Source organism: Kitasatospora sp. NBC_01246, from assembly GCF_036226505.1.
Lineage (GTDB): Bacteria > Actinomycetota > Actinomycetes > Streptomycetales > Streptomycetaceae > Kitasatospora.
The window spans coordinates 2,029,469-2,054,041 of record NZ_CP108484.1; the positions used below are offsets into that span (position 1 = coordinate 2,029,469).

At 73.3% G+C, this 24,573-nt stretch carries 27 protein-coding genes; 12 read left to right on the forward strand and 15 right to left on the reverse strand.

Features of this window, described 5'->3' with window-relative positions:
• Positions 1–56 precede the first annotated feature (56 nt).
• Positions 57–1,271, forward strand: a complete 1,215-nt coding sequence (locus OG618_RS08690; protein ID WP_329486729.1) for a serine hydrolase domain-containing protein — start codon at positions 57–59, stop codon at positions 1,269–1,271.
• Between the two features lie 106 nt (positions 1,272–1,377).
• On the opposite strand, the gene OG618_RS08695 is transcribed toward OG618_RS08690, so the two are convergent.
• Complete coding sequence (locus OG618_RS08695; RefSeq protein WP_329486730.1) at positions 1,378–2,205, reverse strand: alpha/beta fold hydrolase; 828 nt, start codon at positions 2,203–2,205, stop codon at positions 1,378–1,380.
• Positions 2,206–2,282: 77 nt separating this feature from the next.
• Here OG618_RS08695 and OG618_RS08700 point away from each other — a divergent pair, with 77 nt between their 5' ends.
• Together OG618_RS08700 and OG618_RS08705 are read left to right on the forward strand one after the other, a co-directional pair.
• Positions 2,283–2,933: a sigma-70 family RNA polymerase sigma factor gene (locus OG618_RS08700; RefSeq protein WP_329486731.1), complete on the forward strand. Its 651-nt coding sequence runs from the start codon at positions 2,283–2,285 to the stop codon at positions 2,931–2,933.
• Positions 2,934–2,996: 63 nt separating this feature from the next.
• A complete protein-coding gene (locus OG618_RS08705; protein ID WP_329486732.1) occupies positions 2,997–3,449 on the forward strand; it encodes a carboxymuconolactone decarboxylase family protein in 453 nt (150 codons plus the stop codon).
• A 135-nt stretch (positions 3,450–3,584) separates the two neighbouring features.
• Here OG618_RS08705 and OG618_RS08710 read toward each other — a convergent pair whose 3' ends face one another.
• The 3 genes from OG618_RS08710 to OG618_RS08720 form a co-directional block, all read right to left on the reverse strand.
• Positions 3,585–4,394, reverse strand: coding sequence for an alpha/beta fold hydrolase (locus tag OG618_RS08710; protein WP_329486733.1), 810 nt, complete (start codon positions 4,392–4,394; stop codon positions 3,585–3,587).
• A 558-nt stretch (positions 4,395–4,952) separates the two neighbouring features.
• Positions 4,953–5,162, reverse strand: a complete 210-nt coding sequence (locus OG618_RS08715; RefSeq protein WP_329486734.1) for a hypothetical protein — start codon at positions 5,160–5,162, stop codon at positions 4,953–4,955.
• 167 nt (positions 5,163–5,329) lie between these two features.
• Positions 5,330–5,764, reverse strand: coding sequence for an ATP-binding protein (locus OG618_RS08720; protein WP_329486735.1), 435 nt, complete (start codon positions 5,762–5,764; stop codon positions 5,330–5,332).
• A 195-nt stretch (positions 5,765–5,959) separates the two neighbouring features.
• On the opposite strand from OG618_RS08720, the gene OG618_RS08725 reads away from it, so the two are divergent.
• Positions 5,960–6,820 carry a helix-turn-helix domain-containing protein gene (locus OG618_RS08725; protein WP_329486736.1) on the forward strand — a complete coding sequence of 287 codons (861 nt, stop codon included), beginning with the start codon at positions 5,960–5,962 and terminating at the stop codon, positions 6,818–6,820.
• Positions 6,817–7,050 (forward strand): DUF397 domain-containing protein, encoded by a 234-nt coding sequence (locus OG618_RS08730; protein WP_329486737.1) that lies wholly within the window; start codon positions 6,817–6,819, stop codon positions 7,048–7,050. The genes OG618_RS08725 and OG618_RS08730 overlap by 4 nt, the downstream gene beginning before the upstream one ends.
• A gap of 154 nt (positions 7,051–7,204) precedes the next feature.
• On the opposite strand, the gene OG618_RS08735 is transcribed toward OG618_RS08730, so the two are convergent.
• Positions 7,205–8,023, reverse strand: coding sequence for a class I SAM-dependent methyltransferase (locus OG618_RS08735; protein WP_329486738.1), 819 nt, complete (start codon positions 8,021–8,023; stop codon positions 7,205–7,207).
• Between the two features lie 330 nt (positions 8,024–8,353).
• Between OG618_RS08735 and OG618_RS08740 the strand changes: the two genes are divergently transcribed.
• A complete protein-coding gene (locus OG618_RS08740; RefSeq protein ID WP_329486739.1) occupies positions 8,354–8,584 on the forward strand; it encodes a VOC family protein in 231 nt (76 codons plus the stop codon).
• Positions 8,585–8,686: 102 nt separating this feature from the next.
• On the opposite strand, the gene OG618_RS08745 is transcribed toward OG618_RS08740, so the two are convergent.
• Positions 8,687–9,208 (reverse strand): putative immunity protein, encoded by a 522-nt coding sequence (locus tag OG618_RS08745; protein WP_329486741.1) that lies wholly within the window; start codon positions 9,206–9,208, stop codon positions 8,687–8,689.
• A 106-nt stretch (positions 9,209–9,314) separates the two neighbouring features.
• On the opposite strand from OG618_RS08745, the gene OG618_RS08750 reads away from it, so the two are divergent.
• On the forward strand, positions 9,315–9,668 hold the full coding sequence (locus tag OG618_RS08750) for an NUDIX hydrolase (protein ID WP_329486742.1): 354 nt from the start codon (positions 9,315–9,317) through the stop codon (positions 9,666–9,668).
• Between the two features lie 120 nt (positions 9,669–9,788).
• Here OG618_RS08750 and OG618_RS08755 read toward each other — a convergent pair whose 3' ends face one another.
• The 4 genes from OG618_RS08755 to OG618_RS08770 form a co-directional block, all read right to left on the reverse strand.
• Positions 9,789–9,914 (reverse strand): hypothetical protein, encoded by a 126-nt coding sequence (locus OG618_RS08755; RefSeq protein ID WP_329486743.1) that lies wholly within the window; start codon positions 9,912–9,914, stop codon positions 9,789–9,791.
• Positions 9,915–10,030: 116 nt separating this feature from the next.
• Positions 10,031–11,344 (reverse strand): UDP-glucose dehydrogenase family protein, encoded by a 1,314-nt coding sequence (locus OG618_RS08760; protein WP_329486744.1) that lies wholly within the window; start codon positions 11,342–11,344, stop codon positions 10,031–10,033.
• Between the two features lie 69 nt (positions 11,345–11,413).
• Complete coding sequence (locus OG618_RS08765; protein WP_329486745.1) at positions 11,414–11,860, reverse strand: NUDIX domain-containing protein; 447 nt, start codon at positions 11,858–11,860, stop codon at positions 11,414–11,416.
• Positions 11,861–11,888: 28 nt separating this feature from the next.
• Positions 11,889–13,655, reverse strand: a complete 1,767-nt coding sequence (locus OG618_RS08770) for an asparagine synthetase B family protein (RefSeq protein WP_329486746.1) — start codon at positions 13,653–13,655, stop codon at positions 11,889–11,891.
• Between the two features lie 273 nt (positions 13,656–13,928).
• Here OG618_RS08770 and OG618_RS08775 point away from each other — a divergent pair, with 273 nt between their 5' ends.
• The gene (locus tag OG618_RS08775; RefSeq protein ID WP_329486747.1) at positions 13,929–15,611 is read left to right on the forward strand and encodes a sporulation protein; all 1,683 of its coding nucleotides are present in this window, start codon (positions 13,929–13,931) and stop codon (positions 15,609–15,611) included.
• Positions 15,612–15,680: 69 nt separating this feature from the next.
• Here the strand turns inward: OG618_RS08775 and OG618_RS08780 are convergent, their stop codons facing one another.
• Complete coding sequence (locus OG618_RS08780) at positions 15,681–16,232, reverse strand: MarR family winged helix-turn-helix transcriptional regulator (RefSeq protein ID WP_329486748.1); 552 nt, start codon at positions 16,230–16,232, stop codon at positions 15,681–15,683.
• A gap of 128 nt (positions 16,233–16,360) precedes the next feature.
• Here OG618_RS08780 and OG618_RS08785 point away from each other — a divergent pair, with 128 nt between their 5' ends.
• Positions 16,361–17,245, forward strand: a complete 885-nt coding sequence (locus tag OG618_RS08785; RefSeq protein ID WP_442906771.1) for a haloalkane dehalogenase — start codon at positions 16,361–16,363, stop codon at positions 17,243–17,245.
• Between the two features lie 83 nt (positions 17,246–17,328).
• On the opposite strand, the gene OG618_RS08790 is transcribed toward OG618_RS08785, so the two are convergent.
• Positions 17,329–17,832, reverse strand: coding sequence for a beta-class carbonic anhydrase (locus OG618_RS08790; RefSeq protein WP_329486750.1), 504 nt, complete (start codon positions 17,830–17,832; stop codon positions 17,329–17,331).
• Positions 17,833–18,258: 426 nt separating this feature from the next.
• Between OG618_RS08790 and OG618_RS08795 the strand changes: the two genes are divergently transcribed.
• On the forward strand, positions 18,259–19,161 hold the full coding sequence (locus OG618_RS08795) for an aminoglycoside phosphotransferase family protein (RefSeq protein ID WP_329486751.1): 903 nt from the start codon (positions 18,259–18,261) through the stop codon (positions 19,159–19,161).
• On the opposite strand, the gene OG618_RS08800 is transcribed toward OG618_RS08795, so the two are convergent.
• From OG618_RS08800 to OG618_RS08810, 3 genes are all read right to left on the reverse strand, one after another.
• Positions 19,151–20,128 (reverse strand): GlxA family transcriptional regulator, encoded by a 978-nt coding sequence (locus OG618_RS08800; RefSeq protein WP_329486752.1) that lies wholly within the window; start codon positions 20,126–20,128, stop codon positions 19,151–19,153. The two genes, OG618_RS08795 and OG618_RS08800, sit on opposite strands and share 11 nt — an antisense overlap.
• Before the next feature lie 49 nt (positions 20,129–20,177).
• The gene (locus tag OG618_RS08805) at positions 20,178–20,648 is read right to left on the reverse strand and encodes an NUDIX domain-containing protein (RefSeq protein WP_329486753.1); all 471 of its coding nucleotides are present in this window, start codon (positions 20,646–20,648) and stop codon (positions 20,178–20,180) included.
• A 109-nt stretch (positions 20,649–20,757) separates the two neighbouring features.
• Positions 20,758–21,588 carry a S1 family peptidase gene (locus OG618_RS08810; protein WP_329486754.1) on the reverse strand — a complete coding sequence of 277 codons (831 nt, stop codon included), beginning with the start codon at positions 21,586–21,588 and terminating at the stop codon, positions 20,758–20,760.
• Between the two features lie 161 nt (positions 21,589–21,749).
• Between OG618_RS08810 and OG618_RS08815 the strand changes: the two genes are divergently transcribed.
• Positions 21,750–22,859 (forward strand): GlxA family transcriptional regulator, encoded by a 1,110-nt coding sequence (locus OG618_RS08815; RefSeq protein ID WP_329486755.1) that lies wholly within the window; start codon positions 21,750–21,752, stop codon positions 22,857–22,859.
• A gap of 42 nt (positions 22,860–22,901) precedes the next feature.
• Positions 22,902–23,837 carry a helix-turn-helix transcriptional regulator gene (locus OG618_RS08820; protein WP_329486756.1) on the forward strand — a complete coding sequence of 312 codons (936 nt, stop codon included), beginning with the start codon at positions 22,902–22,904 and terminating at the stop codon, positions 23,835–23,837.
• Positions 23,838–24,573: the final 736 nt, after the last annotated feature.

The following is a 24,573-nucleotide window of genomic DNA, read 5'->3' on the forward strand; positions in this document are numbered from 1 at the left end:
CATGCTGGGACCAGCACCTACCGCTGGATTCCCGACGATCACCCAGGAGTTGCCCCGTGCGCGAGCAGGCATCGCAGAGGTTCCGTTCTTCCGACCGGCAGCAGGGCGGTGGCCGGCGCAGGGCCCTGCGGGCCGCGGCCGCCGTCGCCGGGGGCGCCATGGCGATGGGGCTCCTCGCGGCGCCCGCGGCCTCCGCGGCCTCCGGGACGTCCGCGACCTCCGGGACGTCCCGGCCGGACGCCGTCCAGCAGGGGCTGACCGCGCTGCTGCAGTCGGACGGCACTCCCGGTGCACTGGCGAGCGTCACCGACCGGTACGGCCGCACCCGCACCTACACCGCGGGGGTGGGCGACGTGACGACCGGCGCGAAGGTGCCCGACGACGGACAGGTCCGGATCGGCAGCAACACCAAGGCCTTCACGGCGGCGGTCGTGCTACAGCTGGTCGGCCAGCACAGGATCGACCTCGGCGCCAAGGTCGAGGACTACCTGCCGGGCCTGGTCCGCGGCGAGGGTGCCGGGGCGGGCATCGACGGGAACGGCATCACCGTCCGCCAGCTCCTCCAGCACACCAGCGGACTCCCCAACTACAGCAAGTACCTCGACGACGACGTCCGCTACTACGACCCCCGCGAGCTCGTCGGCATCGCGCTGCGGCACCCGGCCGACTTCGACCCGGGGAAGGGCTGGGCGTACAGCAACACCAACTACGTGCTGGCCGGCCTGATCGTCGAGAGCGTCACCCACCGGTCGCTCGCCACGGAGATCGATCGGCGCATCATCAAGCCGCTCGGTCTGCGCCACACCTACTTCCCCGCCCCCGGTGACGCGACCATCCGGGAGGCCCACCCCCACGGCTACTACCGGGACGAGGCGGGCGCCCTGGTCGACATCACGGACATGGACCCCTCCTGGGGCTGGGCGGCGGGTCAGCTGGTCTCCACCAACTCCGACCTCAACCGCTTCTACAGCGCGCTGCTGACCCCCGGCCGCCTCCTCCTGCCCGAGCAGCTCCGCCAGATGCAGGACACCGTTCCCGCCGAGGGGACCTTCGGCCCCGGCGCCGGTTACGGACTGGGCCTGGTGAGCATGCCGCTGCCGTGCGGCCCCGGCGTCTACTGGGGTCACGGCGGCAGCTTCCCCGGGTTCGAGACCCGGGGCGGCGTCACCACCGACGGCCGGGCCGCCAACGTGGCGGTGACCGTCCAGCTGACCGACCAGCCGTCCCGGTCCCGCGTCGACGACGTGGTGCGCACGGCCCTCTGCCGCTGACCCGCACCGGCCCGCACCCGGCCCGGACAACCCGCCGGCCCGTCACCCCGGGAAGCCGGCCGACGCCACCCCGGGAAAAGCCCGGCCCGGACAACCCGCCGGCCCGTCATCCCAGGAAGCCGGCCACCGTCGCCACGAACCGGTGGGCGTCGTCCAGCCACGGGTAGTGGCCCGCCCCGGGCTGGACGACCGGCTCGGCGTCGGGGAACAGTGCGGCGAACTCCGCGACCGGGCGCGGCGGGCTGTTCAGGTCGAACTCCCCGGTCAGCAGCAGCGCGGGCGAGGGGAGGGCGGCGAGCGCCGCCCTGGTCGCCCCGGGGGTGAAGGCGCCGTCGGCCGCGAACCGCGCGACGGCCTCCGGGTTGCCGGGCCGCCCGGCCTCCTGGACCTGGCGCGCCGCCGCGTCCCACCGCCCGTGGAAGAACGGGTCGACGGCCGCCCAGTCGGTGCCGGTCCCCTCGGTGATCGCCTCCAGCGCGGCGTACGCCGCCGGGAACCACGGCTCGCCGCTGCGCAGCCGCGCCACCTCGCGCCGGGTCCCCCCGTCGATTTCGATGCCGATGGCCCGCGTCCCGGGGCCGACCAGCACCAGCCTGCGGACGTTCGCCGGGTGGCGGGCCGCGTACTGCGTGGCGATGTTCGCGCCGGCGGAGTGGCCGAGCACGTCCACCCGGTCGAGTCCGAGGTGGCGGCGCAGGGCCTCGACGTCGTCGACCAGGCGGTCGCAGCGGTAGGAGGCGGGATCCTCCGGGAGGGCGGACCGGCCGGTGCCGCGCAGGTCCGGGACGATCAACCGCCGGTGCGCGGACAGGCCGCCGAGGTCGCCGAGGTAGCGGGAGTCCGCCGGACCGCCGGGGATGCAGAGCAGCGGGTCGCCGGCCCCGTGGACGCGGTAGGCGAGTCGGGTGCCGTCGGGTGCGGAGTAGGTGGGCATGGCAGGGATCATGGCACTCATAACCAGGTTATACAACCCGGTTATGGGCAGCGCCGCCGCAGGTGTATAACCGAGTCATGGCAGGCGACCGCGACACCCACCCGACGTACGAGGCCCTGACCGAGGACCAGGCCGAGCGGATCATCGCCGGCATGAACGAGGTCATCCGGGCCGGTGAGGAGATGCGGACCCTGCGCACCGAGATGATCCAGGTGCTCGTCGGCCTCGGCTGGAGCCAGAGCAGGATCGCCCGGCTCACCGAGATGAGCCAGCCGGCCGTCTCCAAGCAGGTGGCCAGGCACGGGAGCGGCGAGCCGCACCCCCCGCTGGACGTCTCGCTCGACCAGCACGACACACCCTGGCTCGAAGGGCGCCTCTGGGGCCTCGCCGAGGAGGTCTCCGAGACCCTCGACGACCGCGCCCACTGCACCCGGCACGTCACCGCACTCGCCCGGGGCCGCAAGCGCTTCACCCCCCAGGGCGTCGACGAGCTGCGCCGGCTGCTCGAAGAGGACCTGCGGGTGCACCGGGAGCGGCTGCCCGGCAGCCACCGCGCGGCCTACGACGCGATCAGCCGGGCCCTGGACGTCCCCGCCGCGCGTACCGCACCCCCGGCCGGTCCACCGAAGGCCGTCATGGCCTCCGCCTCGGTGCGCCGCGCCCTGGCCCACCGAGTGCAGCGCGACCGGCTGCGGGGCGGCGAAGCCGGGACTTCCGCGCAGAATTGACCCACCGAATCCCCTGCGGAAAGCACCATCTCGCGGGCCGCATCCGCTCCTAGGCTCGTACGCATGACACCCGTTCAGATCCCCCAGCGCATGAACCTCTCCGCCGTCGCCCCGAAGGTCTTCAAGGCCGTCCTGGCGCTGGACGCAGCCTCCCGCCAGGGCCTCGACCCGGTCCTGGTCGAACTCGTGCAGATCCGCGCCTCGCAGCTCAACCACTGTGCCTACTGCATCGATTACCACACCGGCGACGCCCGCCGGGCGGGCGAGCGCGAGGAGCGCATCTACCAGCTGAGCGCCTGGGAGGACTCCAGCCTCTTCACCGCCGAGGAGCGCGCGGCGCTCGCCCTCACCGAGGCGGTGACGCTGCTGCCGCTGGGCGTCTCCGACGCGGTCTACGACGAGGCGGCCGCGCACTTCGACGAGAAGGCGCTGGCCCAGCTCATCGCGCTGATCTTCACGGTCAACACCTGGAACCGGATGAACGTCGCCACCCGCAGGACACCCGGAGCCGCGTGAGGCGCTCCGCCGAGTCCCACCCACGGGACGGAGTTCCGGCGGGGCCGCAAACATCCTTCCTCCCCCCAGGTGAACCAGCCCCCGGCGGCCGCCACGGGGCGTGTGCGCTCCGGGCGCACGCCCCCCAGGCGCGCCTCACCCCAGGATGCGCGGGAGGGTGACCCGCACCCATTCCTCCGGCTGCGACAGATGCGGAGCGTGACCGGCGCCCGCGTACATGTGGCGCTCCGCCTTCGGCAGCACGAGATCGATCATGTCCAGCACCTCGCCGTAAATCGGCGCGTTGTCATCGCTCTGCGTGAGCAGCGCGGGCTCGGTGAAACGGGACAGCGCGGTCAGGTCGAGGTCCAGCGCGTCCGGGTCCCGCAGCTCGTCCAGGTACGTCGGGGCGTTGCGGATGTAGGTGTGCCGGATCGGCGCGGGCAGCTGGGCCCACGCTCCCGGGCCGAAGGCGAGCGTCTCCACGAACAGCTCCGCCGCGGCCGCCGACTCCGCCTGTTCCAGCAGTTCCCGCACGTCGGCGATCCGGCCGGCGAACGCGGTGGCGATGGGCCGCAGGTCCGGGTCGGCCAGCAGCATCGACGTCCCGGGCGGCTCGTGCACGGCGACGCCGCGCACCAGGTCCGGGCGGGCGGCGGCGAGGCGCAGCGTGATCAGCGAGCCGTAGGAGTCCCCGCAGACGAAGACGGGGGCGAGACCGAGGCCCTGGATCAGCCCGGCGAGGTCGGCCGCGTCCTCGTGGACCGAGCCCTGGGTGAGCAGGTCGTCGCTGCGGCTGTGCCCGCGCCGGTCGTAGGCGACCACGGTGGCCTGCTCGGCCAGCCCGGGCACCACCCGCGCCCAGCTGTCGGCGTCGCTCCAGGACCCGTGGACCAGCACCACGCCCGGCCCGGCACCCCGGGCCTCGTAGTACAGCGACACCCCGTTCACCTGTATCTCGGCCATCGCGAGCCTCCCGACCGCGGTCGTGCTCCAGCCCCTCTCCGACAAGCCTGACACACCCGTGTGGGCACCGGTCGGATCAGCGGACCGAACACCGTGGCCCGACCGGGAGACGGTGACGGAGCGCTGTTCCCGCCCTGCGGTGGCCCCTCCCCGGGGCCCACCGCCGCAGCTCTCACCGAGGGTGACGGACACCGGGCGAGCGGCCCCGGCCGCCACCGGCGACCGGTCCGTGAGGAGCAGGGCACGGCGGGCCACCCTGGAGGAGCAACCGCCCCTCGCCGACGGCGGCGCGGGCGTCCGCCATCGACCACCACATCCGCTCGAACCCGCCCTCACCGGGCGCCGGCTCCTGCGGGCCGACGGTCAGGCCACGGGCCTCGAAGAGCTGGAGTCGCGCTGTGGAGCCCGGCACGGAGGAAACGGCGCGGTCAGTACGGCGACCAAGCCTCGGGAGTCACGGGCGACGACGACGGCCGCGTCCCGGTTGGGCAGCTGCGTGTTGGACATGTACGGAGACCGGGCCCCGGCGCTCCGCCATGCAGGCGAACGGCACGTTGGTCACGGTGGGGTAGACGATCCCGAGCCCCTCGGGTCCATGGGCTGCTCCCTCCCCTGGTGGCGGCGGTCGAGGAGGGTGTCCGACCAGGTGACGCCCCGCATCAGGGCGGCGGCGAGGGTCGTCCACCAGACGACGCGGGCGGTGGCGGGCTCACCGGGTCCGACCAGGGCCGCAGCGAGGAAGGCGAGCCCGAGGCTGAGCGCGAACACGACCGCTAAGGCGACGAGTTCGGCGGTCGAGGGGCGGTTGGAGGGGCGATCGGCGGAGCCGGCTCGCGGGACCGGATGACCTTCGCGCGAGGCGTGATCACGTCCGGTGAGGATGCGGCGGCGGTGCTTGGGACGGCGGCGGTGCTTCGCTCGGCAGTGCATGGTGCTCAATTCCTGAGAAGGGGAGGAGGATCGGCGTCCGCCAGCAGGACGCGCACCCAGACGCGCTTGCCCGCACCGCGCCGCACGACCACGCCGAAGTCGAAGGCCAGCTCCCGGACCAGCTCGATCCCGCGCCCGCCCTCGTTGAAGCGGCGCGGACGCCGCTCCTGGAGCGGCAGGTCGTAACGCGGGTCCCACACCTCCAGGCGGCAATCGCCGCCGAACTCCTGGAGGTAGATCCGGACTTCACCGTGGCCCTGGCAGGCGTGCACCACGGCGTTGGTGACGAGTTCCGAGGTGATCAGGACGAGATCGTCGACGCGTTCGCCCTGCCACCCCCACTCGGTGAGTCGTTGACGGACCTGATGGCGGGCCGTCCGCACCGAGCCCGCGTGCTCGGTGAGGGCTGCTTCCCAGGTCTGGAGGACAGGTCTGCTCAAAGTGGACATAGTTCGCCCCTTCGCATCTCAACACCCCGTCAGGAGCGTGTTCGTGCGGTCACGTTGAGTGTGGAGCTTGGCGATTCGAAATAGCAACTAGAACGTCTTAGAAAATCGGTGGATCTTGAAACGGCTTGAGTCGAACGGTTCTGTCCGGCAAGACTGGTCGTCCACACCCGAGGGGAGGGGCCCCACTTGAGCAAGGACCTGTCCGCGATCAGGCAGATCAGGCTCGGCGACGAGCTGCGCGCCCTGCGGCTGGAGAACAACAAGACCCTCATCGATGTGACGAGTGGCCTGGACGGCTGGAGTCCGGCTCGCCTCAGCAAGATGGAACGGGCAGACCAACCTGTCGGTCCCAATGACCTGGCAACGCTCATGGACTACTACGGCGTGACGGGTGCGGATCGGGACTACTTCGAGAACCTTCTCGGGAGCGGTCCGCCCAAGCAGTGGTGGCGAAGCCTCGACTACGCCGAGGCGATCACGCCGGCCTTCGCGGAGTATCTCGCTCTCGAAGCCGACGCTTCACACATGCAGAACTACTTCCCCTCAGGGTTCCCCGGACTCGTCCAGACTGAGGGCTACGCAAAAGAAATGATCGCCGCCGGAACGGACGCGCCCAACGAGGAGTTGGTCGAAGCTGGAGCGGAGGTTCGCATCCTTCGCCAGCGACGGCTGAGTGAGGCGCCCACGCTCAGCTTTGAGGCGTACTTCGGCGAGGTCGCGCTGCTCGTGGCCGGTGACCAGAAGGTACTTGTCGAACAGATTCGGCACGCGATCAGGGTCTCCGGACAGCCCAACATCACCCTGCGAATGGTCCCCTTGAGCGCGGGACGACAGGGCATCCTGAACTCGGGCATCACTCTCATGCGATTCCCCGACGACCCCGAAAATGGCTTCGTATTCGTCGAAGCCATCGGCGGTATGCTCCCCCGGAGAACGGGACGCGACGTACGGCGAGCCGAGCGGGCCTTCGCACGAGTCAAGCGGTGCGCGCTGTCTCCGGAAGACACCATCACCGCCCTTGAGCGCAAGTTGGAAGAGCTGACGTGAGCGAGAAGCACAGTCCGTATGACCACGATCCCGCCACCGCTGACTGGGTCAAGTCCCCGTTCTCCGGGGAAGGCAACGGCGACTGCGTGATCATCGCCCGCTTCCCCAACGGCGACGTCTGGCTCGGCGACGACAAGGACCTCACCCGCCCCCACCTCGCCTTCGACCAGGCCGAGTGGAGCGCCTTCGTGAAGGCCATCGAAGCCCACTCCCCCAACTTCACCGCCTGACAGAGGTCCCAGGCCCTGCCCGCCCGGGCAGGGCCTGCACCGCGCCTCCGGCGAACGCTCCCTCCTCCGCTAGCCCGATGGCGTGACCCTCGCGGACCAGAGCACCCGGGTCGCCCGCGGCACCTACGAGAAGTGAACCCGGCCGGCGGCCCCGCTACACCGGCTTCGTCGCGCGGATCGAGTAGATCAGCGGCACGCGCGGCTGCCCGGCCGGATAGCGGTAGGCGCCGTCCTCCGACTCCAGGACGGGGAAGCGGGGGAACAGCGTGAAGTCGTGCTCGTGCAGGAACTCCACCCGCAGGCCGACCGCCACCAGGGCGCTGAGCACCTCGCCGATCCCGTGCTGCCACTCGATCGTCACGTTGGCGGTGGTCGCCGCGCTCAGGTCGGCATAGGTGCCGGGCTCGTCCCAGACCATCGGGTCGCGCCGGAAGTAGTCCGCCTCGACGGTCCGGCCGTCCTCCGCCAGGATGTCGGCGAACGGGTGGAACTCGGCCAGGTAGAGGAAGCCGCCCGGGGCGACCAGCGCCGCCGCCGTCCGGGCCCACCGGTCGATGTCGGGGAGCCAGCACAGCGCGCCCAGCCCGGTGTAGACGATGTCGAACGTGCGGCCGTCGAGCACCTCGACGGCGTCGTACACATCGGCGGTGACGAAGCGGGCCGTGGCCGCGCCGATCTCCTTGGCGATCCCCTCGGCCTCGGCCACGGCCGGCGCCGAGAAGTCCAGCCCGGTGACCGTGGCGCCCCGCCGGGCCCACGCCAGCGTGTCCAGGCCGATGTGGCACTGCAGGTGGACCAGCGTCCTCCCGGTGACGTCGCCGACCTCGGCGAGCTCGAAGTCCCGCAGCGGGTCCTGGCCGGCGACGAAGCCGGGCACGTCGTAGAACGCCCCTGAGGTGTGGATCGGGACGCGCTCGTCCCAGTTGGCGCGATTCACCGCGCGCCAGTCAGCGGCTCCCGGATGCTCAGTCATACCTGCCACGCTAACCAGCGACCCGGGCAACCCCCAACCCCATACCGACGACCGGACGCACGGCACGGTGGGCTTCCGGCCGCGCGACCGGACCGCCGGAGCCGCTACGACCGGCCGCCCACGACCGGCCGCGACGCGGACGCGCCCGAGGCGACAGTGCCGATTCCGGCAGGTTGGCGGACGACACCTCTGGAGGTGTTCGGTGTTCAAGAGCGTCACCACCGTGATGACCTTCGCGCTCGACCCCGAGGCGTCGGCCCGCTGGTGGGATGAGTTCCTGGACGTGCCCGTGACCACGGACGTCAGTGACACCGGGTCCGTCTCGCCTGGGTGGAGATCGCCGGGGTCGAGGTCGGGTTCCACCCCGCCGATGACGAGCGCAATCGCCGGGGCGCCAGCCCGGTCGTGCACTGGGGCGTGGACGACCTCGACCAGGTCCGTGAACGGCTGTTGGCGGCAGGCTGCGCGCACCACCGCGGGCCGCTGACGATCGCACCGGGCCGCCGGATCGCCCAGCTGCGCGACCCGTTCGGCACCGTCGTCGGCATCGAGGGCCCGTAGCCGGACCGCGCCGAACGCCTCTCCCCCTGCTGGTGGTTCGGCACCTTCCGCGGCCCGGCCTGCCTCCAGGCGGCCGTCCGCCCCCCAGGGCCGGGCCCCCGGTCAGCCCCGCAGCTCGGTTTCGAGGCGGTCGCGGAAGGCGTCCAGGCGGCTGCGGCCGGGGGTGAAGGGCGGCAGCTGGCGCAGGATCGCGCCGACGGCGGGCGGTGCGTGCTCGATCGCCCACCGGATCTCCGCATCACCGGCCGCCCGGTCGCCGGCCGCCGCGAGTTCCCGGGCGTGCGCCGCGTACATCGCCGGGCCGAGGGCGTGTTTCGCCTGGTGGGGGGTGGCCAGCGGGTGGATGTAGGGGCTCGCCGCCGCGTAGCCCGCGGCGCGGGCGGCCGCCGTGGCCGCCGGGTCGGCGACGTCACGCGCGGCTGCGAGCGCCGCGAGGGCGACGGCGCGGAGCCGCCCCGTCCGCTTCCCGTCGCGGGTGAAGAGGCGGATGCCCTCGATCGCCTCGCCCGGGCGGGTGTCGGCGGGGGCCCGCGCCTCGAACAGCGGCAGGACGCGCTCGGCGCAGTCGGCGGTCCAGGCTCCGAGGAGCCGGCGGTCTTCGTCGCTGATCGTCACCGTGTCCATCCGCCCATCCTGCCCGCCCCCGCCACCCGCCGTCGCGCGCCCGCCACCGTGCACCCGCTCGCCGTCGTCCGCCGAGGCACCCGGCCGGGGCCGTACAGTCCTGGCCATGGCGACCGACACCCCCACCCCACCCTGGCGCGAGCTCGAACGCGCCACCGTCTTCGGCAAGTTCGGCCGATCCGTCGACCGGGTCGACTTCCAACTGCCGGACGGCAGCCGGGCGGACTTCTACCTGAAGCGCGAAAGCCCGGCCGGTGCGGTGCTCGCGCTCACTCCCGACCGGCGGGTCGTCCTCCCCCGCCAGTACCGGCCCGGGCCCGGCCGGGTGCTGTACGAGCTGCCCGGTGGCCTGCTGGAGCCGGGCGAACTCCCGGCCGAGGCCATCGCCCGGGAACTGCTGGAGGAGACCGGCTACCGGGGCGAGATCCAGCCGGTCGGGCAGCCCCCTGTCAAGTTCTAGTGTTCAGATTATTTGCGTCCCACCGCCCGGCAGAATCCGGCCGTCGGCAGGGGCAAGGCAGGGCGGATGTGGGGGTGCCCCGAGCCGTCCGGACGGCTCGGGGCACTCACGTGTGGTGGGTCAGGCGCTCGGCTTGATGGGGGCGACGCCGCTGCCGGGACAAGGGGCGGCGAGGTCGGCCGCGAACTCGGAGAAAGCACCGGCCAGCGGGTCGGCGCCGCGCGACCTGGTGAGGGTGTCACTCATGGTGCTCCTCCTTGACCTCCTGTTTCGGGTGGTGCCAGGCCCGTGCCCAGCCACCGTGCATCCGTGTGCGGCGGCCGGGCCGGGAGTCTGTGGATGTGCCGTGTGGCCGGTGCGGATCAGGGGCGGCCGAGGGCGCGGAAGGTCCAGCCGGCCGCGCGCCAGCGGTTCGCGTCGAGGCTGCCGCGGGCGTCGATGACCTTGGGGACGGCGATGTGCCGGGCGAGGTCGGCCGGGTCGGCGTCGGAGTACTGGGTCCAGTCGGTCAGGTGCAGCAGCAGCCCGGCGCCGGTGACGGCCCCGGTGGGGTCGTCGGCGTAGTCGAGCTGGGGGTAGGCCCTGCGGGCGTTCTCCATCGCGGCGGGGTCGTGGACGGTGACCTCGGCGCCGGCCCGCTGGAGGGCGTCGGCGACCGAGAGGGCCGGGGAGTCGCGGATGTCGTCGGTGTGGGCCTTGAACGCGGCGCCCCAGACCGCGATCCGCTTGCCGATCACGGTGCCGCCGAGGGCCTCGCGGGCGAGCTCGACGGTGTGCTCGCGCCGGCGCCGGTTGATCGCCGCGACCTGGCGGAGCAGACCGGTGTCGGCGCCGAGTTCTTCGGCGCGGTGGATAAAGCCGGCCAGGTCCTTGGGCAGGCAGCCGCCGCCGAACCCGAGGCCGGGCCGCATGCCCTTGGCTCCGATCCGGTGGTCATAGCCCAGGGCGAGGGCGATCTGCTGGACGTCGGCGCCGGTCTTCTCGCAGAGCTCTGCCATCGCGTTGATGAAGGAGATTTTGGTGGCGAGGAAGGCGTTCGCGGCGCCCTTGATCAGTTCGGAGGTCGGGATGTCGGTGACGATGAGTGGGGAGCCGGTGGCCAGGATGTCGGCATAGACGGTCCGGAAGACGGCTTCGCTGCTGGCGTCTCCGTCCTCGATGCCGAGGACGATCCGATCCGGCTCCAGGGTGTCCAGGACGGCGAAGGACTCGCGCAGGAACTCCGGCGACCAGGCCAGGCGGGCGCTCGCCCCGGCGCGGACGTGCTCGTCCAGGGTCTGCCGCAGCTTCGCGACGGTGCCGACCGGGACGGTGGACTTGCCGATGATCAGCGCGCCGTCGCCGAGCCGTGGGGCCAGCTGGCGGACGGCGGTGTGGAGGTGGGTGAGGTCGTAGGCCCCGCTGCCGTCCTGCTGGGGGGTGCCGACGCCCAGGAAGTGGACGTCGGCGAAGGCGGCGGCCTCCGCGTAGGAGGCGGTGAACCGCAGAGCGCCTGCGGCGGTGTGCTTGCCGAGTAGGTCATCCAGGCCGCGCTCGACGAACGGGGCCTGGCCCTTGTTCAGGGCGTCGACCTTGTCGGTGTCGGTGTCCATGCCGAGGACCTGGTGGCCGAGCTCGGCCATTGCGGCGGCGTGGGTCGCGCCGAGGTAGCCGCAGCCGATCACGGTGAGCTTCACGAACGTGTCCTTCCAAGGGGGCGGGGGCCGCCCGGCCAGGCGCGCCAACCCCCTTTGAGGACGGGGGCGTCAGGCGCCCGGCTGGGCGGCCAGGAGGCGGTGGATGCCGTCGCGGATGAACGGCGGGATGGTCAGAACGGGCAGGTGCTCGGGGGCGAAGAACTGGAGCTTGACCCCCTCGGCCAGCGGCAGCGCGGTCTCGTCGCCGTCCCAGGAGCCGGCGAAGAAGGTGATGATCTGCCCCGAGCCGTGGACGTCCCGGGTCTCGAACAGCTCGGCCAGGCCGCCGTCGACGGCCAGGCCGGCTTCCTCGTCGAGCTCGCGGACGATCGCCTCGGTCGGGCGCTCGCCGGGGTCGCAGCCGCCTCCCAGGAGGCTCCAATGGCCGGGCCAGGTCACACCGTCGAGGTCGTCGCGCAGGTGCAGGAGGAGTTCGCCGCGCCGGTTGGTGATGATCGCGACCGCTCCGCGCGGCTCGGCGGCGGACGGCTCGGTGGGGAGAGTCTGGGGGTCCATGCGCTCACCGTAGTGAGCCGACGATGCGTCATGCTGCCGTCGTGAGGGCGTGGTCGCAGAACCAGGCCGCGGTCATCAGCGCCTGCATGCGGGTGCGGTCGAACCGCCCGCCCGGCTTCAGGCCGCCGGCCAGCAGCGGCCGCAGCGAGACGGGGGCCTGGTCGAGAGCGGTGGAGATCTGCGCGGTCGCCCAGGGCTCCAGCGGGCCGGACAGCCAGCTCGGGACCGGGGAGGCGAAGCCAAGCTTGTCCCGGCTTCCCCAGACCTCTCGGGGCAGTCCAAGGGCCTTCGCGGCGTCCCGCAGGATCCGCTTCCCAGCCGCCGGATCGGCGATCTTGTGCTCGACCGGCAGCCGGTAGGCGAACTCGACCAGGTCCCGTGCCAGGAACGGTGAGCGTCGCTCCAGCGCGAAGGCGGAGGCCAGCTTGTCCGAGGTCATCACCAGCGGACGCCAGGCCGTGGCCAGGTCCGCCAGCGTCAGCCCCCGAGCCAGGTCCCCGTCGGCCCGGCGGAGGGCGTCGGCGACAACCTCCCGTAGGCGGCCGTCCGGGTCCTGCCCGCGCAGGATGAGCTTCACGATCGCCTCGGCTGGCTCCAGCGCGCCGCCAGCGTCGCCAAGGAGCTTGGACGCGAGCGGCCGGTAGGCGTCCAGCCCGGCGCCCAGCACAGCCTCCGGGCCGAAGAGGACGAGCGCGTGGCGGACGTAGCCCATCAGGAACTCGTCCGGCCCGAGTCCGCCGACGGCGACGCGGATGCCGCGTTCGGCGATCGCCCGGTAGGCCATGTGCTCGGAGAACGTGGACGCGTTGCCCATCGGGTAGTCCAGTGCGTGCATGATTTCCGGCAGCGTGCGAGCGAAGTCGGCGGCGGTCGGCTCGACGACGACCAGCTCGGCACCGATGTCCCGGGCGACGACGGCTGCCGTCGCGGACTCGTCGAGGCGGTCCTGTCCGGGGTAGCGGACCGTGATGCAGAGCTGGGGCCGCATCAGGTAGGCCAGCACCGAGGAGTCCAGTCCGCCCGACAGCAGCAGCGCGAAGTCGCCAGCCGGCGCCCGCATCGGGATCCGGTCGGCCAGCAGGGTCGACAGCCTGGCAAGCGCGGTGCGGTAGTCACCCTGCCAGGGCTCCAGGCCCTCCAAGGTCCACCAGGTCCGCTGGACCAGCGAGCCGGTGGCGACGTCGAAGGCAAGAAGCCCGGCGGGCGGGAGGAGCTGGATGCCCTGGAACGGGGTGTCGGCGCCGGTGGGCGTCTCGATGCTGAGCATCTCCGGGCGGACGACCAGCGGGGCGGCGCCGTAGCCGGTCAGGGTGGTGACCTCGGAGGCGAACGCGAGCCGGCCACCGTCCAGGCGCCAGTAGAGCGGCTTCTCGCCGAGCCGGTCCCTGGCCAGGAACAGGCGTCCCTCGCACGGGTCGTAGGCGGCGAGGGCGAACATGCCGTCCAGGCCGGCCAGGCAACCGGGGCCGAGCTTGGCCCAGGCCCGCAGGACCAGGTGGGCGTCGGTCTCGCCGGGCTCTAGGACGATGCCCCAGGCCGCGGCGACCTGCCGGTAGTTGTAGATCTCGCCGTTGAAGGTGAGGACGATGCCGCTGGCCGGGTCCTGGTACGGGCCGGGGGCGCCGGCCGTGTCGACGATCAGCAGGGTGTTCATGGACAGCACCGCCCGGCCGTCGGCCGAGGTGAGGTGCCGGGTGCCGTCCGGTCCGCGGTGGTGCTGAGCGAGCCCCATCGCGGCGACGGTGGTCTGGTGGCGGACGGCGTCGGCGCCGGCCAGTCCTGCGATTCCGCACATCTGGTTGTCACCCCTGAGCGTGAAATCGGTGGTGGCCCCCGCCGGGAGGTTCTTCCCCAGGTCCCGGCAGAGGCCCGGAACACCAGGCAACCGCCTGACGGCCGATGAAGGCAGGGCTCGCAGGGGGGCTCACAACTCGTGAAAGCGGTTCACTGCGAGCGGTGGAGGCAATACCCTCGGTGATCCGGCATCAGGTGCCGGGCGTACGAATTCTCGTGCCCAGTCGAGTACGACTCCCCGTGCCCAGCCGGGGAACGGATTGAGGGGGACGCTGTGGCGTCGACCACCCGCCGGGCCAAGCCGCCGAACGACGCGCTGGCCCGGATGATCGAACAATGCGAGGGCGCCAGCCACAAGTCGCTGGCCCACCGCGTGAACCAGCTGGCTGACGAGGCCGGGCTGACCACCACATATACGCATACCTCGGTCGCGAACTGGTGCCGCCGGGGCATGGTCCCCGACTGGCCCGTGCCCAAGCTCCTTGCGCGGGCGATCGGCGAACGGCTGGGCCGTCCCGTGCAGTTGGCGGAAATCGGTATGGCGGATGCGGAGACACCGGGCGCCGCGCTGGGGTTGGATTTCCCGCGAGAGCCCGCCGACGCCGTGCGCGTCGCCACTTCGTTCTGGAGTTCCGTGAACCGCCGCGACTTCCTCACCGGATCCAGCTTCGCCGTCGCCTCGTTCACGACCCCGGTGACCCGGTGGCTGGTGAGCCCTGCCGACGACCGCGCCGACCACCGCGGCGGCGCCCGCGTCGGTCGGGCCGACCTGGACGAGCTCCGCGACGCCGCCGACGAGGCCCGTCGCTGGGACTCGAAGTATGGCGGCGGCAACTGGAAGGCAAACTCCGTCACCGACTGCCTCCGGCGCCGGGCCGCCCCGCTGTTGTCCGGCACGTTCTCCGACGAGGTGGGCCGCGAGCTGTTCTCGGTGACCGCCGAGCTGTCCCGCCTGGCCGGCTGGACCGCTTTCGACATCGGCCAGCACGATGTCGCCCAGCGCCACTTCATCCAGGCCCTCCGCCTCGCCCGGGCCGGCGGCGACGTGCAGCTCGGCTGCTATGTGCTCACCACCATGGCGATGCAGGCCCTGCTGCGGGGCTTCCCCAGCGAGGCTGTCGACATGACCCAGGGCGCCTTCGCGCGCGCCAACGGCCAGGCCGCCCCCCGGGTGCTGGCCTTCACCAAGCTCATCGAGGCCCGCGCCCATGCCCGCGACGACAACGCGAAGGCGGCGGCCTCCGCTCTGGCAGCCTCGGAGATACTGCTCGACCGAGCCCGCGACCGCGCCGACGAGCCGGCGTGGATCGACTTCTATCACCACGCCCGGCTCTCCGCCGACGCCGCCGAGGTCTTCCGCGATCTTGAGAAGCCCAAGGAGGCCCTGGCCTGGAACGCTCAGGCCGCCGCCATGCAGCCCGGGGTGTTCACCCGCTCGGTCGGGATGCGCCTGGCGATCGTCGGAACCGCCCACCTCCAGAGCAAGGACCTCGACCAGGGCCTGGAACTCGGCAACCAAGCCGTCGACATCCTCACCCGCGTCCAGTCCAGCCGGGCCAAGGACTACGTACGCGAGTTCAACGCCGCCCTTACCCCTGGCGCCGCGAGACAGCGGTCCGCGACTTCCTCCATCGGACCCGCAGCGAGCTCACCGTCGCCGCCTGATCCTGGCTGGTCCCGACAGCGGTGCTGCCGGGACCAGCGGGCCGACCGTCGACCGGTCCGGTCAGTGCTTGGGGAAGCGCAGGACGTTGTCGGGCAGCCGCGCCTGCTCCTCGGCCTTGCGCAACCGGTCGGTCAGGAAGGCTCCCGCGAGGGCGAGGTGGGTGCCCTGGCCCTTCAGCCCGGTGTTCTCCTCCGTCAGGTCGGTAACCCGCTCCTAGAGCTTGGTGATGGTCCTCCGCAGCCGCTTCTCGTCCTCCGGGGCCTGCTTGGTCTCGGTGCGGACGCGAGCTGACCGACGCCGCCGCGGCCTACCTCGCCCTGGACCACCTCGGCCTGCTCTGACCGGCCGGGCCCGGGGCGGTCAGCCGGCGGAGCCGGGCGGCGCCACCTTGGCGTGGTGGTCCATGAGCCTGGCCAGCAGCTCGGTCAGCGTGCCGCGCTCCGTGGCGCTCAGCGGCGCGAGCAGCTCCTCCTGCGCCGCGTCGACGATCGCGTCGAGGCGGCGCAGATACCCACGCCCCTCCGAGGTGACCGTGACGACGTTGCGGCGGCGGTCGTCGGGATCGGGCGTGCGCTCCACGAAGCCGCGGTCGGCGAGGTCGTTGACGACGGCGACCATGTCACTGCGGTAGACGCCGGTGCGGCGGCTGAGCGTCGACTGGCTGGCCGGGCCGGCCTCGGCGAGGGCGACCAGGACCACGAAGTGCCACTTGCGGGCGCCCTCGGCGGCGAGGCCGTCGCCCACCAGGCGGTCGGCGTACATCGCGTTCATCGCCAGGAGCCTGCTCGGCAGCGCGCGCACCCGGGCGGGCGCCGGATGGTCGGCCGGGCCGTCGTCGCGGACGGCGGCAGCGGAGCCCGTCGAGGTCGGGGTCCGGCTCGGGGTCGGGCCCTTGGCGCCCTGGGTGTCCATGGCCCTGATTCTACTCATTGCGTTAGTCGCACTAACGACATACGGTAGGGAGCACATCGAAACCGTTAGTGCCACGAACGTTAGTGCAGCATACGAATCACGCGGCACCGCGAGAGGACCGACCGACTATGCCCACCGTCGACGTCATCGACTCCCACATCGCCTATACGGACAGCGCCCCCGCCGGCGGCACCGACAGCGGCCCGGACCACCCGCCCGTGGTCTTCCTGCACGGCAACCCGACCTCCTCCCACCTGTGGCGCGGCGTCACCCCGCACGTCGCCGGCCGCGCCCGCACCCTCGCCCCCGACCTGATCGGCATGGGCGCCTCCGGCAAGCCCGACATCGCCTACGACTTCGCCGACCAGGCCCGCTACCTGGACGCCTGGTTCGACGCGCTGGACCTGCGGGACGTCGTCCTGGTCGGCCACGACTGGGGCGGCGCTCTCGCCCTCGACCGGGCCGCCCGCCACCCCGAGCGGGTACGCGGCGTGGTCCTGCTGGAGACCATGCTCAAGCCCCTCACAGCCGCCGAACTCCCCGCGCCCGCCCGCGCCCGCTTCGAGGCGTTCCGCACCCCCGTAGTCGGCGAGCGACTGGTCCTCGAACAGAACGTCCTCATCGAGACCGCGTTCACGGGCGGCGTGCTGACCCCGCTCGCCGAGCCGGACGTCCGGCCGTACCGCGCCCCCTACCCCACCCCCGCGAGCCGGCGCCCGCTGCTCGCCTGGCCGCGCATGATGCCGATCGACGGCGAGCCGGCCGACGTCGTCGCCCGGATGACCGCCTACGGCATCTGGCTCGCGAACAGCACGGACGTGCCCAAGCTGCTGCTGACCTTCGACTCCTCGCCGACCCTGCTGATCGACGAGGCCATGATCGCCTGGAGCCGTGAGCACATCAGCCGTCTGACCGTCGAGCACTGCGGCCCGGCCGGGCACCACGCCCCCGAGGACCGGCCCGACGCGATCGGCGGCGCGATCGCCGACTGGCTGGCCGCCCAGGCCTGGTGACGGCCCCGGCACCCCGCCCGCGCGAAGGACACTCCGCCCGCGCCACATGGCACGACGGCGGGGCACCGGGACCGCTCACCCCGCTACAGCACCACCTCCGCGAGCTTCCCGGTCGCGATGTCGAAGACGAAGCCGCGCAGGGCGTCGGTCCTCGGGACGAACGGACTGTTCCGGATCCGGGCGGCGGACTGCCGGACGTCCGCCTCCAGGTCGGCGAAGGCCTCGGCCGCCCACGGCGGCTTGATGCCCGTCTCCTCCCGGATCGACTCCCGGAAGGCGTCGTCCCCGAAGGTCAGCATGCCGCAGTCGGTGTGGTGGATCAGGATGATCTCCTGTGTGCCCAGCAGCCGCTGACTGATCGCCAGCGAGCGGATCGCGTCGTCCGTGGCGACGCCGCCGGCGTTGCGGATCACGTGCGAGTCGCCCTCGTCGAGCCCGAGCGCCGCGTAGACGTCGAGCCGCGCGTCCATGCAGGCCAGGACGGCACTCCGGCGGCCCGGCGGGAGCGGCAGCGGCCCCTGGAAGTCGACCGCGTAGGCGGCGTTGTTGCGGAGGTAGTGCTCGGTGGCGGCACCGGCTTCGGTCATGACTGTCTCCTTCGAGGACGTTCGACGACGTTCCAGGACATTCGAGGACATGTGAGGACGGGGGTTCACCGCGGGAGGTGCCCGGGCGCGGGGCACCGACGGGTACGCCGGAGCGGCTCGGCCGCCTCGGGCGCTTCGGGACACGGGGCCGGCTCACGGGACCGGCGAGGACCGGACGGCGACAGCGCGGGGCACGGGAGAGGCGCGCGCGGAAGGCCGTACGTCAGCGGTCGAGCGGACAACTCGCGCTGGACAGGCGGCCGTAGTCGACGTGACGACGGCGGACGAGCTCGGTCATGGCCGCACCGTAATACCCAACTCACCATCTCCGCCAGGGAATCGACCCGACACCACCCGAACGAGGCAATCGGACTCCCCCGCCCGGGGCACAATGACCCTCCACAGCACAGGAACCCGGGGCCCCGCATGACCGACTTCGCGATCGACGAGACCTTGGTGCGGGAACTCCTGCGGGAGCAGCACCCCGACCTCGCCGGGCTGGACATCCGCCGGGTGGACGCCGGGTGGGACAACCAGCAGTGGCGGCTCGGCGAGGAGTTGGCCGTACGGATCCCCCGCACGGAACGGGCGCCGGAGCTGCTGCGGAAGGAGCGGGAGTGGCTGTCCGTGCTGGCCCCGCGGCTGCCCCTGCCGATCCCGGTCCACGTTCGGGCCGGCGAGCCGTCCGCGCTCCTCCCCCGGCCGTGGAGCGTGGTGCGCTGGGTACCGGGCGAGCCGGCCGACCGGGCGCCGATCGAGCGTGGCGACCACGCGGCGGGCGTGCTCGCGGAGTTCCTCGCGGCGCTCCACCGGGAGGCGCCCGCCGGGGCGTTCCCCGGTTCGAACCGGGGCGCTCCGCCCAGGGAGGCCGCCGGCGGCTTCGAGCAGCAGTTCCACCTCGTCGCCGCCGACGTCGCGGCAGACGTCCGGCGGGTCTGGGCGGAGGCCGTCGCCGCGCCCGACCGGGAGGGCCCGCCGCGCTGGCTGCACGGCGACCTCCACCCGGCGAACGTCGTCGTCACGGACGGGACGCTGTCCGGCGTGCTCGACTTCGGCGAACTCTGCGCCGGCGACCCGGCGGCGGACCTCGCGGCGGCCTGGCTGCTCCTGCCCGAAGGCGCGGCGGACGGCTTCTTCGACGCCTACGCCGAGGCCACCGCGGCCGAGGTGGACACGGCGACGGTGCTGCGCGCCCGGGGCTGGGCGCTGCTGCGCTGCCTCTCCCTGATCGGCATAGGCCTGGCCGGGGAGCGCGGCCTCCCCGGTGGGCAGCGGACCTGGGGTCCGGCCGGGCGGGCGGCGCTCGCGCGGGTCCTGGCTACGGGGTAGACCCGGGGGCGGGCGCCCCGGCGGCCGCCCGGTGCCGTGCGCGGTAGGAGCGCGGCGTGGTGCCGGTCAGCCGGGCGAAGTGCTGCCGCAGGCTCGCGGCCGACGCGAAACCGGCCAGCGCCGCCACCCGTTCCACCGGCTCGTCGGTCTCCGTGAGCAGCTCGCGGGCGCGGTCCAGGCGCAGCCGGAGCAGGTACTGCGGCGGGCTGACGCCGGCCTGGGCGCGGAACCGGCGGTTGAGGCTGCTGACGCTGATTCCGGCGTGCGCGGCGACGTCGGCGGGGGTCAGCGGGAGGTGGAGGCGGGCCTTCAGCCAGCGCAGGGTCGGTTCCAGGCCCGCGCTGTCGGCGAGTTCGCGGTCGATGCCCTCCTGGACGCGGTCCGCGTGCCGCAGCAGGGGGGTGAGGAGCTCCCGCGAGGTCTCGCCGGCCGTCCGCTCCCCGTGGTCCTGGGCCAGCAGGTGCAGGCAGACGTCCAGCCCGCCGAAGATCCCGGCCGAGGTGAGGAAGCGGCCGTCGGCCACCGCCGCGCCGACCGGGTCGACCTCGATCCGGGGGTGCCGCCGGGCCAGTTCCGCGGTGTGCCGCCAACCGGTGGTGGCGCGCCGGCCGTCGAGCAGGCCGGTGGCCGCGAGGGTGAACACCCCGGTGCCGATCGCGCCGATCCGGCCGCCCCGCGCGGCGGCGGCCCGCAGCATGTCGAGGACCTCGGACGGCGGCTCCGCCGGGGCGCCGTCGCGCCCCGCCAGCAGCACGATGTCGGCGTCGGCGAGGCCCTCCAGCCCGTGCGGGACGGTGATGCCCAGCGGCGCCGGCAGGCCGATCCCGACCGGCCCGGGCGCGGCACACAACCGCACCTCGTAGGCGACCCCCGGGTGCTCACGTGCCGCCGTCCCGAACACCAGCCCCGGCGTGGTGAGGTGGTGTCCGGGCAGCCCGTCGGGCACGAGGACGGCGATGACCGACATACCCGGAATGTACCCGAAGCCCGGGGCGGCCTGGCCACCGTCCCGGCGGTCACCCCAGGTAGGGCGTCGCCCGGTGGTCGAGGTGGTGCCGGAGCCGGAGCCGCTGCGTGTGGTGCATCGGCAGGTCCCCGATGTCGTCCGGAGCCACGAACCGCAGGTCGGTCGACTCGTCGGAGATCCGGAGCTCCCCGCCCGTGACGCGGGCGGTGAAGCAGACGTTGAACTGCTGCCGCACCTCGCCGTCGGAGTAGGCGATCACATGCCGGGGGTCGGTGTAGGTGCCGACCAGCCCGGTGATCTCGACGACGAGCCCGGTCTCCTCGCGGACCTCCCGGACCGCGGTGCCGGGAAGCGACTCACCGAGGTCCATCATGCCGCCCGGCAGCGCGTACAGGCCGTTGTCGGCGCGCCGTTGGAGCAGCACGCGCCCCTCCTCGTCGGTCACCACGGCCGACGCCGCCACCACCAGCCGGTTCGGCTCCGGCGCGCCGGGATCGTCGTAGAACTCGGTTCGTGCCACGTGGTCAGCTCTCCTCGACTCTTCGGCGACCGGTGGGGCGGCGTTCCCATACTGCCCTGGCGGCCGGGGGCCGGGCGGCGGGAGCGCCCGGCGCTGCCGCCGCCGGGAGTCAGCTGTTCTGGTGGATCGTCTGCCGGATCCAGTCCGCGTACGCCGGAACGCTGGTGTAGAGGCCCGGGCCGGTCGAACAGGTCGGGTCGGTGTCGCCGTCGCCCGAGGTGGTGCCGACGAGTTCCCAGCGGCCGCCCCGGCCCTTCTGGAGCTGCGGGCCGCCGGAGTCCCCGAAGCAGGCCATCGCGCCCGGCACCTGGCTGACCGTGCAGAGGCGCAGCCACCCCGCCCGGCCGGGGGCGCACTCGTCGACGGCTCCCCGGCGGGTCTCCAACTGCTGGAGCCGGTTCGCGAACTCGGCCCGCTGCGGGGTGTCCACGTCGGCGACGCTGCCGAAGCCGAGCAGCCGGGTCGGCGTACCGGGCCGGGCCGCGCGGTCGGCGATCCGGACGGGCTGCTCGCTCACCGGGCGGTCCAGCCGGATCAGCGCGAGGTCGTCCTGGTTGGCTCCGCCGCCGCCGGTGCCGATCCCGTAGCCGGGGTGGGTGATCGTCCGCTCGATGGTGCGCACGGTGCCGCCGGACGTGCGCCGGTCCGAGCCGATCCGGACGGTGCCGTCCAGGACCACGCCGATCTCGGGGTCGAGGCAGTGGCCCGCCGTCAGCACCCACTGCGGGTGGATCAGTGTCGCGCCGCAGACACCGTCGGCCAGGCCCTGCGTCGGAGCCGACATCGGGATCGAGGCCATGTACGGGTAGCGCCCGGTGGCGTCCGTCCCGTTGACGATGGCTCCGGCGCTGCCGGTCATGGCGGTGGCGCACACCGTCGCGGCCAGGGCGACGGTGGCGACGCGGGCCGCTCGGCGGGCCAGGGAGCTGAAAGCGGGCATGGCAGGTCCTTCGTTCGGGGTGCGCGTGAGCGCGCTTCGGGTGTTCGGATCAGGAGTGGCGCGGACGCCCCGGCGGTGCGGGTGCCGCGTACCGCCCATCCTTCGCACCGGCCCGCGCCCGGAACAGCGGCTCCGATGTCACCCTCGGCTAAATTCTGGACATGCCAGTGATCGCTGTCCTCGCCCTCGACGGCGTACCGGGCCACCAGCTCACCGCGCCGGGGATCTCCTTCGGCGCCGCCGCGCGCCACCACCCGCACGTCGGGTACGAGGTGCGGTACTGCGCGGGCCCCGGGTTCCGTACGACGGGGGCGCCGGCACCGTTCCGGCTCGACACACCGTGGGGCCTGGAGGGGCTGGCGGGTGCGGACACCGTACTGGTGCCCGGCCACGACGGTTTCCGTGCGGAGCCGCCGCCCGGGGTCGTCGACGCGCTGCGGGCCGCGGCGGCCGGGGGCAGCCGGATCGGTGCGATCGGGACGGGGACGTTCACCCTCGCCGCCACCGGGCTGCTGGACGGGCGGCGGGCCGCGACCGGCCGCCGGTACGCGGCCGAACTGGCCGGGCGCCACCCCCGGATCGAGGTCGACCCGGAGGGCTCGGTCACGGACGCGGCGCCGTTCCACAGCGCGGCGGGGGTGCTCGGCGGGGTCGACCTCTGCCTGCGGCTGATCACCCTGGACCACGGCGAGCCGGTCGCCATCGAGACGGAGCGGCAGGTCTTCCTGGAGCTGCACGGGCCTGCCGGGCCGGCGGCCTCCAGCGGGGCGGCGGCCACCACCGCGTCGGCGGCCACCACCGCTACCGCTCGCGCACCGGGTCCCGGGGGCTCCCGGCTCGGGCCGACGCTCCGGTGGCTGGAGGCCCACCTCGACCGGCCGCTGACGCTGAACGACCTCGCCGACCACGCCGGACTCACCGTCCGCGGCCTGACCAGGCGCTTCCGGGCCGAGACCGGGCTGCCGCCGCTGCAGTACCTGCTCCGCGCGCGCATCCAGCTCGCGCAGCGCCTGCTGGAGCGCGGCGACGAGCCGGTCGAACGCATCGCCACCCGCACGGGGCTCGGCACGCCCGCCAACCTGCGCCACCACTTCCAGCACCACACGGGGACCAGCCCCCGGACCTACCGGGCGGCCTTCCGCTCCCTCGTCTCCACCCTGACCTGGGCCGACGGCCGCCCGGCCGGCGACGCCCCGGCAGCGGGCCGGGCCGACCGACCGGTTCCCCCGCACGACCGCCGCGCCCCGGCCGATCGTCGTGCCTGGTCCTGACAGGACCAGGCACGACGGCGGCGCGTCGGCCAGAATCGGCACATGAGTTCCCCGACCGCCCTCGGCGTCTTCCTGCGTTCCCGCCGCGCCCGGCTGCTGCCCCAGGAGGTCGGCCTGCCCGGCGCGGGCGCCCGGCGGCGGGTCGCCGGCCTGCGCCGCGAGGAGATCGCCGAACTCGCCGGGGTCAGCGTCGACTACTACACCCGGATGGAACAGGGCCGGGTCCGCAACGCCTCGCCCGCGGTGCTCGACGCGCTGGCCCGGGCGCTGCGCCTGGAGGAGCAGGAGACCCGGCACCTGCACCGGATCGCCCGCCCGGCCGCCGCCACGCGGCGGGCCGCGCCGGCGGCGGAGGAGCCGCAGCGCGTCCGGCCGATGCTGCGGACCCTCCTGCGGTCCCTCCCGGAGCTGCCCGCGCTGGTGATGGGGCAGCGGATGGACGTGCTGGCCTGGAACCGGGCGGCGAGCGCGCTGTTCGGAGACTTCGCGGCCCTGGAACCCGCCGCGCGCAACATCGCCAGGATCACCTTCCTGCACCCCGAGTCCCGTTCCCTGTACGCGGACTGGGACGAGTGCGCGCGGGGGAACGTGGCCCATCTGGGCATGGAGGCGGGCCGCCGGCCCGACGACCCCCGACTGCGCGAGCTGATCGGTGAACTCGCGATGAAGAGCCGGGAGTTCCGCACCTGGTGGGCCGAACGCCCGGTGCGGGACAAGACGTCCGGGGTCAAGCGCTTCCACCACCCGGTGGTCGGCACGCTCGAATTGACCTACGAGACCCTGCGGGCGGCCGACGACCCGGCCCAGGCGCTGATCACCTACGCGCCCGAGCCCGGCAGTCCGTCCGAGGACGCCCTGCGGCTACTGCTGGCCTGGACGGCGCAGCAGACCCCGGCCGACCACCCGGCCCCACCGACCGGCACCGCTCAGGGCCGCCCGTCGGACGACCACGCCCGGCGCGAGGACCACGCCCGCTAGGCGCCGGACAGGCCGGCTCCCGGCCCGCCCCCGCCCCGGCCCGCCACTGGCTCCAGCGCCGTCGCCATCCCCGTCACCAACGCCGACCCGGCGGCCGCTCATGCCCCGGTTGCCCGAAAGGGCAACCGCCCGGCGCCTTCGGGCAGGGGTCGCCACCGGCCGCGCAGGCCGTTCCTCCGCCGCAACTCCGGCCTGGTCACCGCCCGTTCCCACGGATCGCGTCGGCGACCGCGAGCCTCCTCCGGAGAAGGGTTGACACCACAAGTTGGTCTAGTCCACCGTAGGGGAAGCAAGTTTGACGAGGTGGGAAGTCCTGGCGATGCCCCGTGCCGGACACGCGAGTTGGCCGACGCCGCCGCATGTCCACCGAGGGCGTCAACGACGCGTCGGGGGCTTCGAACACAAGAAGGAGGAAGGAATCCCGGCCCCGTCCCCGCGGGAAACGGGCGGTCCGTCCCTGGATGCGACAGCCCCGAGGGCCCGACCGGGCCCGCCACCCCCGCAGGAACCGCACGCGCGCTGAGCGCCGCCGGGAACCGCGAGACCCGCAACCTCCCCGCTGTCCGAAGCCCCGTCGCCCGACACCCCGATCAACCACCCTCCGCCCTCTCCCCCTTCACCTTCACCCTTCACCCTTCACCCGACCGGCGCCTTCGGCCGCGCTCTCCCAGGAGCCGTCCGCCGCCGGCCGTTCGTGGCCACCGCGCCCCGAACCGTCCGCGCCCGAGCACGCGTT

Bases quoted from the DNA above. Each gene is read 5' to 3' on its own strand.
- OG618_RS08785 (WP_442906771.1), top strand. From the start codon at position 16,361: ATGCCCACCGTCGACGTCATCGACTCCCACATCGCCTATACGGACAGC.
- OG618_RS08700 (WP_329486731.1), top strand. From the start codon at position 2,283: ATGGCAGGCGACCGCGACACCCACCCGACGTACGAGGCCCTGACCGAG.
- OG618_RS08695 (WP_329486730.1), bottom strand. From the start codon at position 2,205: ATGCCCACCTACTCCGCACCCGACGGCACCCGACTCGCCTACCGCGTC.
- OG618_RS08820 (WP_329486756.1), top strand. From the start codon at position 22,902: ATGAGTTCCCCGACCGCCCTCGGCGTCTTCCTGCGTTCCCGCCGCGCC.
- OG618_RS08735 (WP_329486738.1), bottom strand. From the start codon at position 8,023: ATGACTGAGCATCCGGGAGCCGCTGACTGGCGCGCGGTGAATCGCGCC.
- OG618_RS08765 (WP_329486745.1), bottom strand. From the start codon at position 11,860: ATGGACCCCCAGACTCTCCCCACCGAGCCGTCCGCCGCCGAGCCGCGC.
- OG618_RS08810 (WP_329486754.1), bottom strand. From the start codon at position 21,588: ATGCCCGCTTTCAGCTCCCTGGCCCGCCGAGCGGCCCGCGTCGCCACC.
- OG618_RS08745 (WP_329486741.1), bottom strand. From the start codon at position 9,208: ATGGACACGGTGACGATCAGCGACGAAGACCGCCGGCTCCTCGGAGCC.
- OG618_RS08790 (WP_329486750.1), bottom strand. From the start codon at position 17,832: ATGACCGAAGCCGGTGCCGCCACCGAGCACTACCTCCGCAACAACGCC.
- OG618_RS08750 (WP_329486742.1), top strand. From the start codon at position 9,315: ATGGCGACCGACACCCCCACCCCACCCTGGCGCGAGCTCGAACGCGCC.
- OG618_RS08770 (WP_329486746.1), bottom strand. From the start codon at position 13,655: ATGTGCGGAATCGCAGGACTGGCCGGCGCCGACGCCGTCCGCCACCAG.
- OG618_RS08780 (WP_329486748.1), bottom strand. From the start codon at position 16,232: ATGGACACCCAGGGCGCCAAGGGCCCGACCCCGAGCCGGACCCCGACC.
- OG618_RS08795 (WP_329486751.1), top strand. From the start codon at position 18,259: ATGACCGACTTCGCGATCGACGAGACCTTGGTGCGGGAACTCCTGCGG.
- OG618_RS08800 (WP_329486752.1), bottom strand. From the start codon at position 20,128: ATGTCGGTCATCGCCGTCCTCGTGCCCGACGGGCTGCCCGGACACCAC.
- OG618_RS08755 (WP_329486743.1), bottom strand. From the start codon at position 9,914: ATGAGTGACACCCTCACCAGGTCGCGCGGCGCCGACCCGCTGGCCGGT.
- OG618_RS08705 (WP_329486732.1), top strand. From the start codon at position 2,997: ATGACACCCGTTCAGATCCCCCAGCGCATGAACCTCTCCGCCGTCGCC.
- OG618_RS08710 (WP_329486733.1), bottom strand. From the start codon at position 4,394: ATGGCCGAGATACAGGTGAACGGGGTGTCGCTGTACTACGAGGCCCGG.
- OG618_RS08815 (WP_329486755.1), top strand. From the start codon at position 21,750: ATGCCAGTGATCGCTGTCCTCGCCCTCGACGGCGTACCGGGCCACCAG.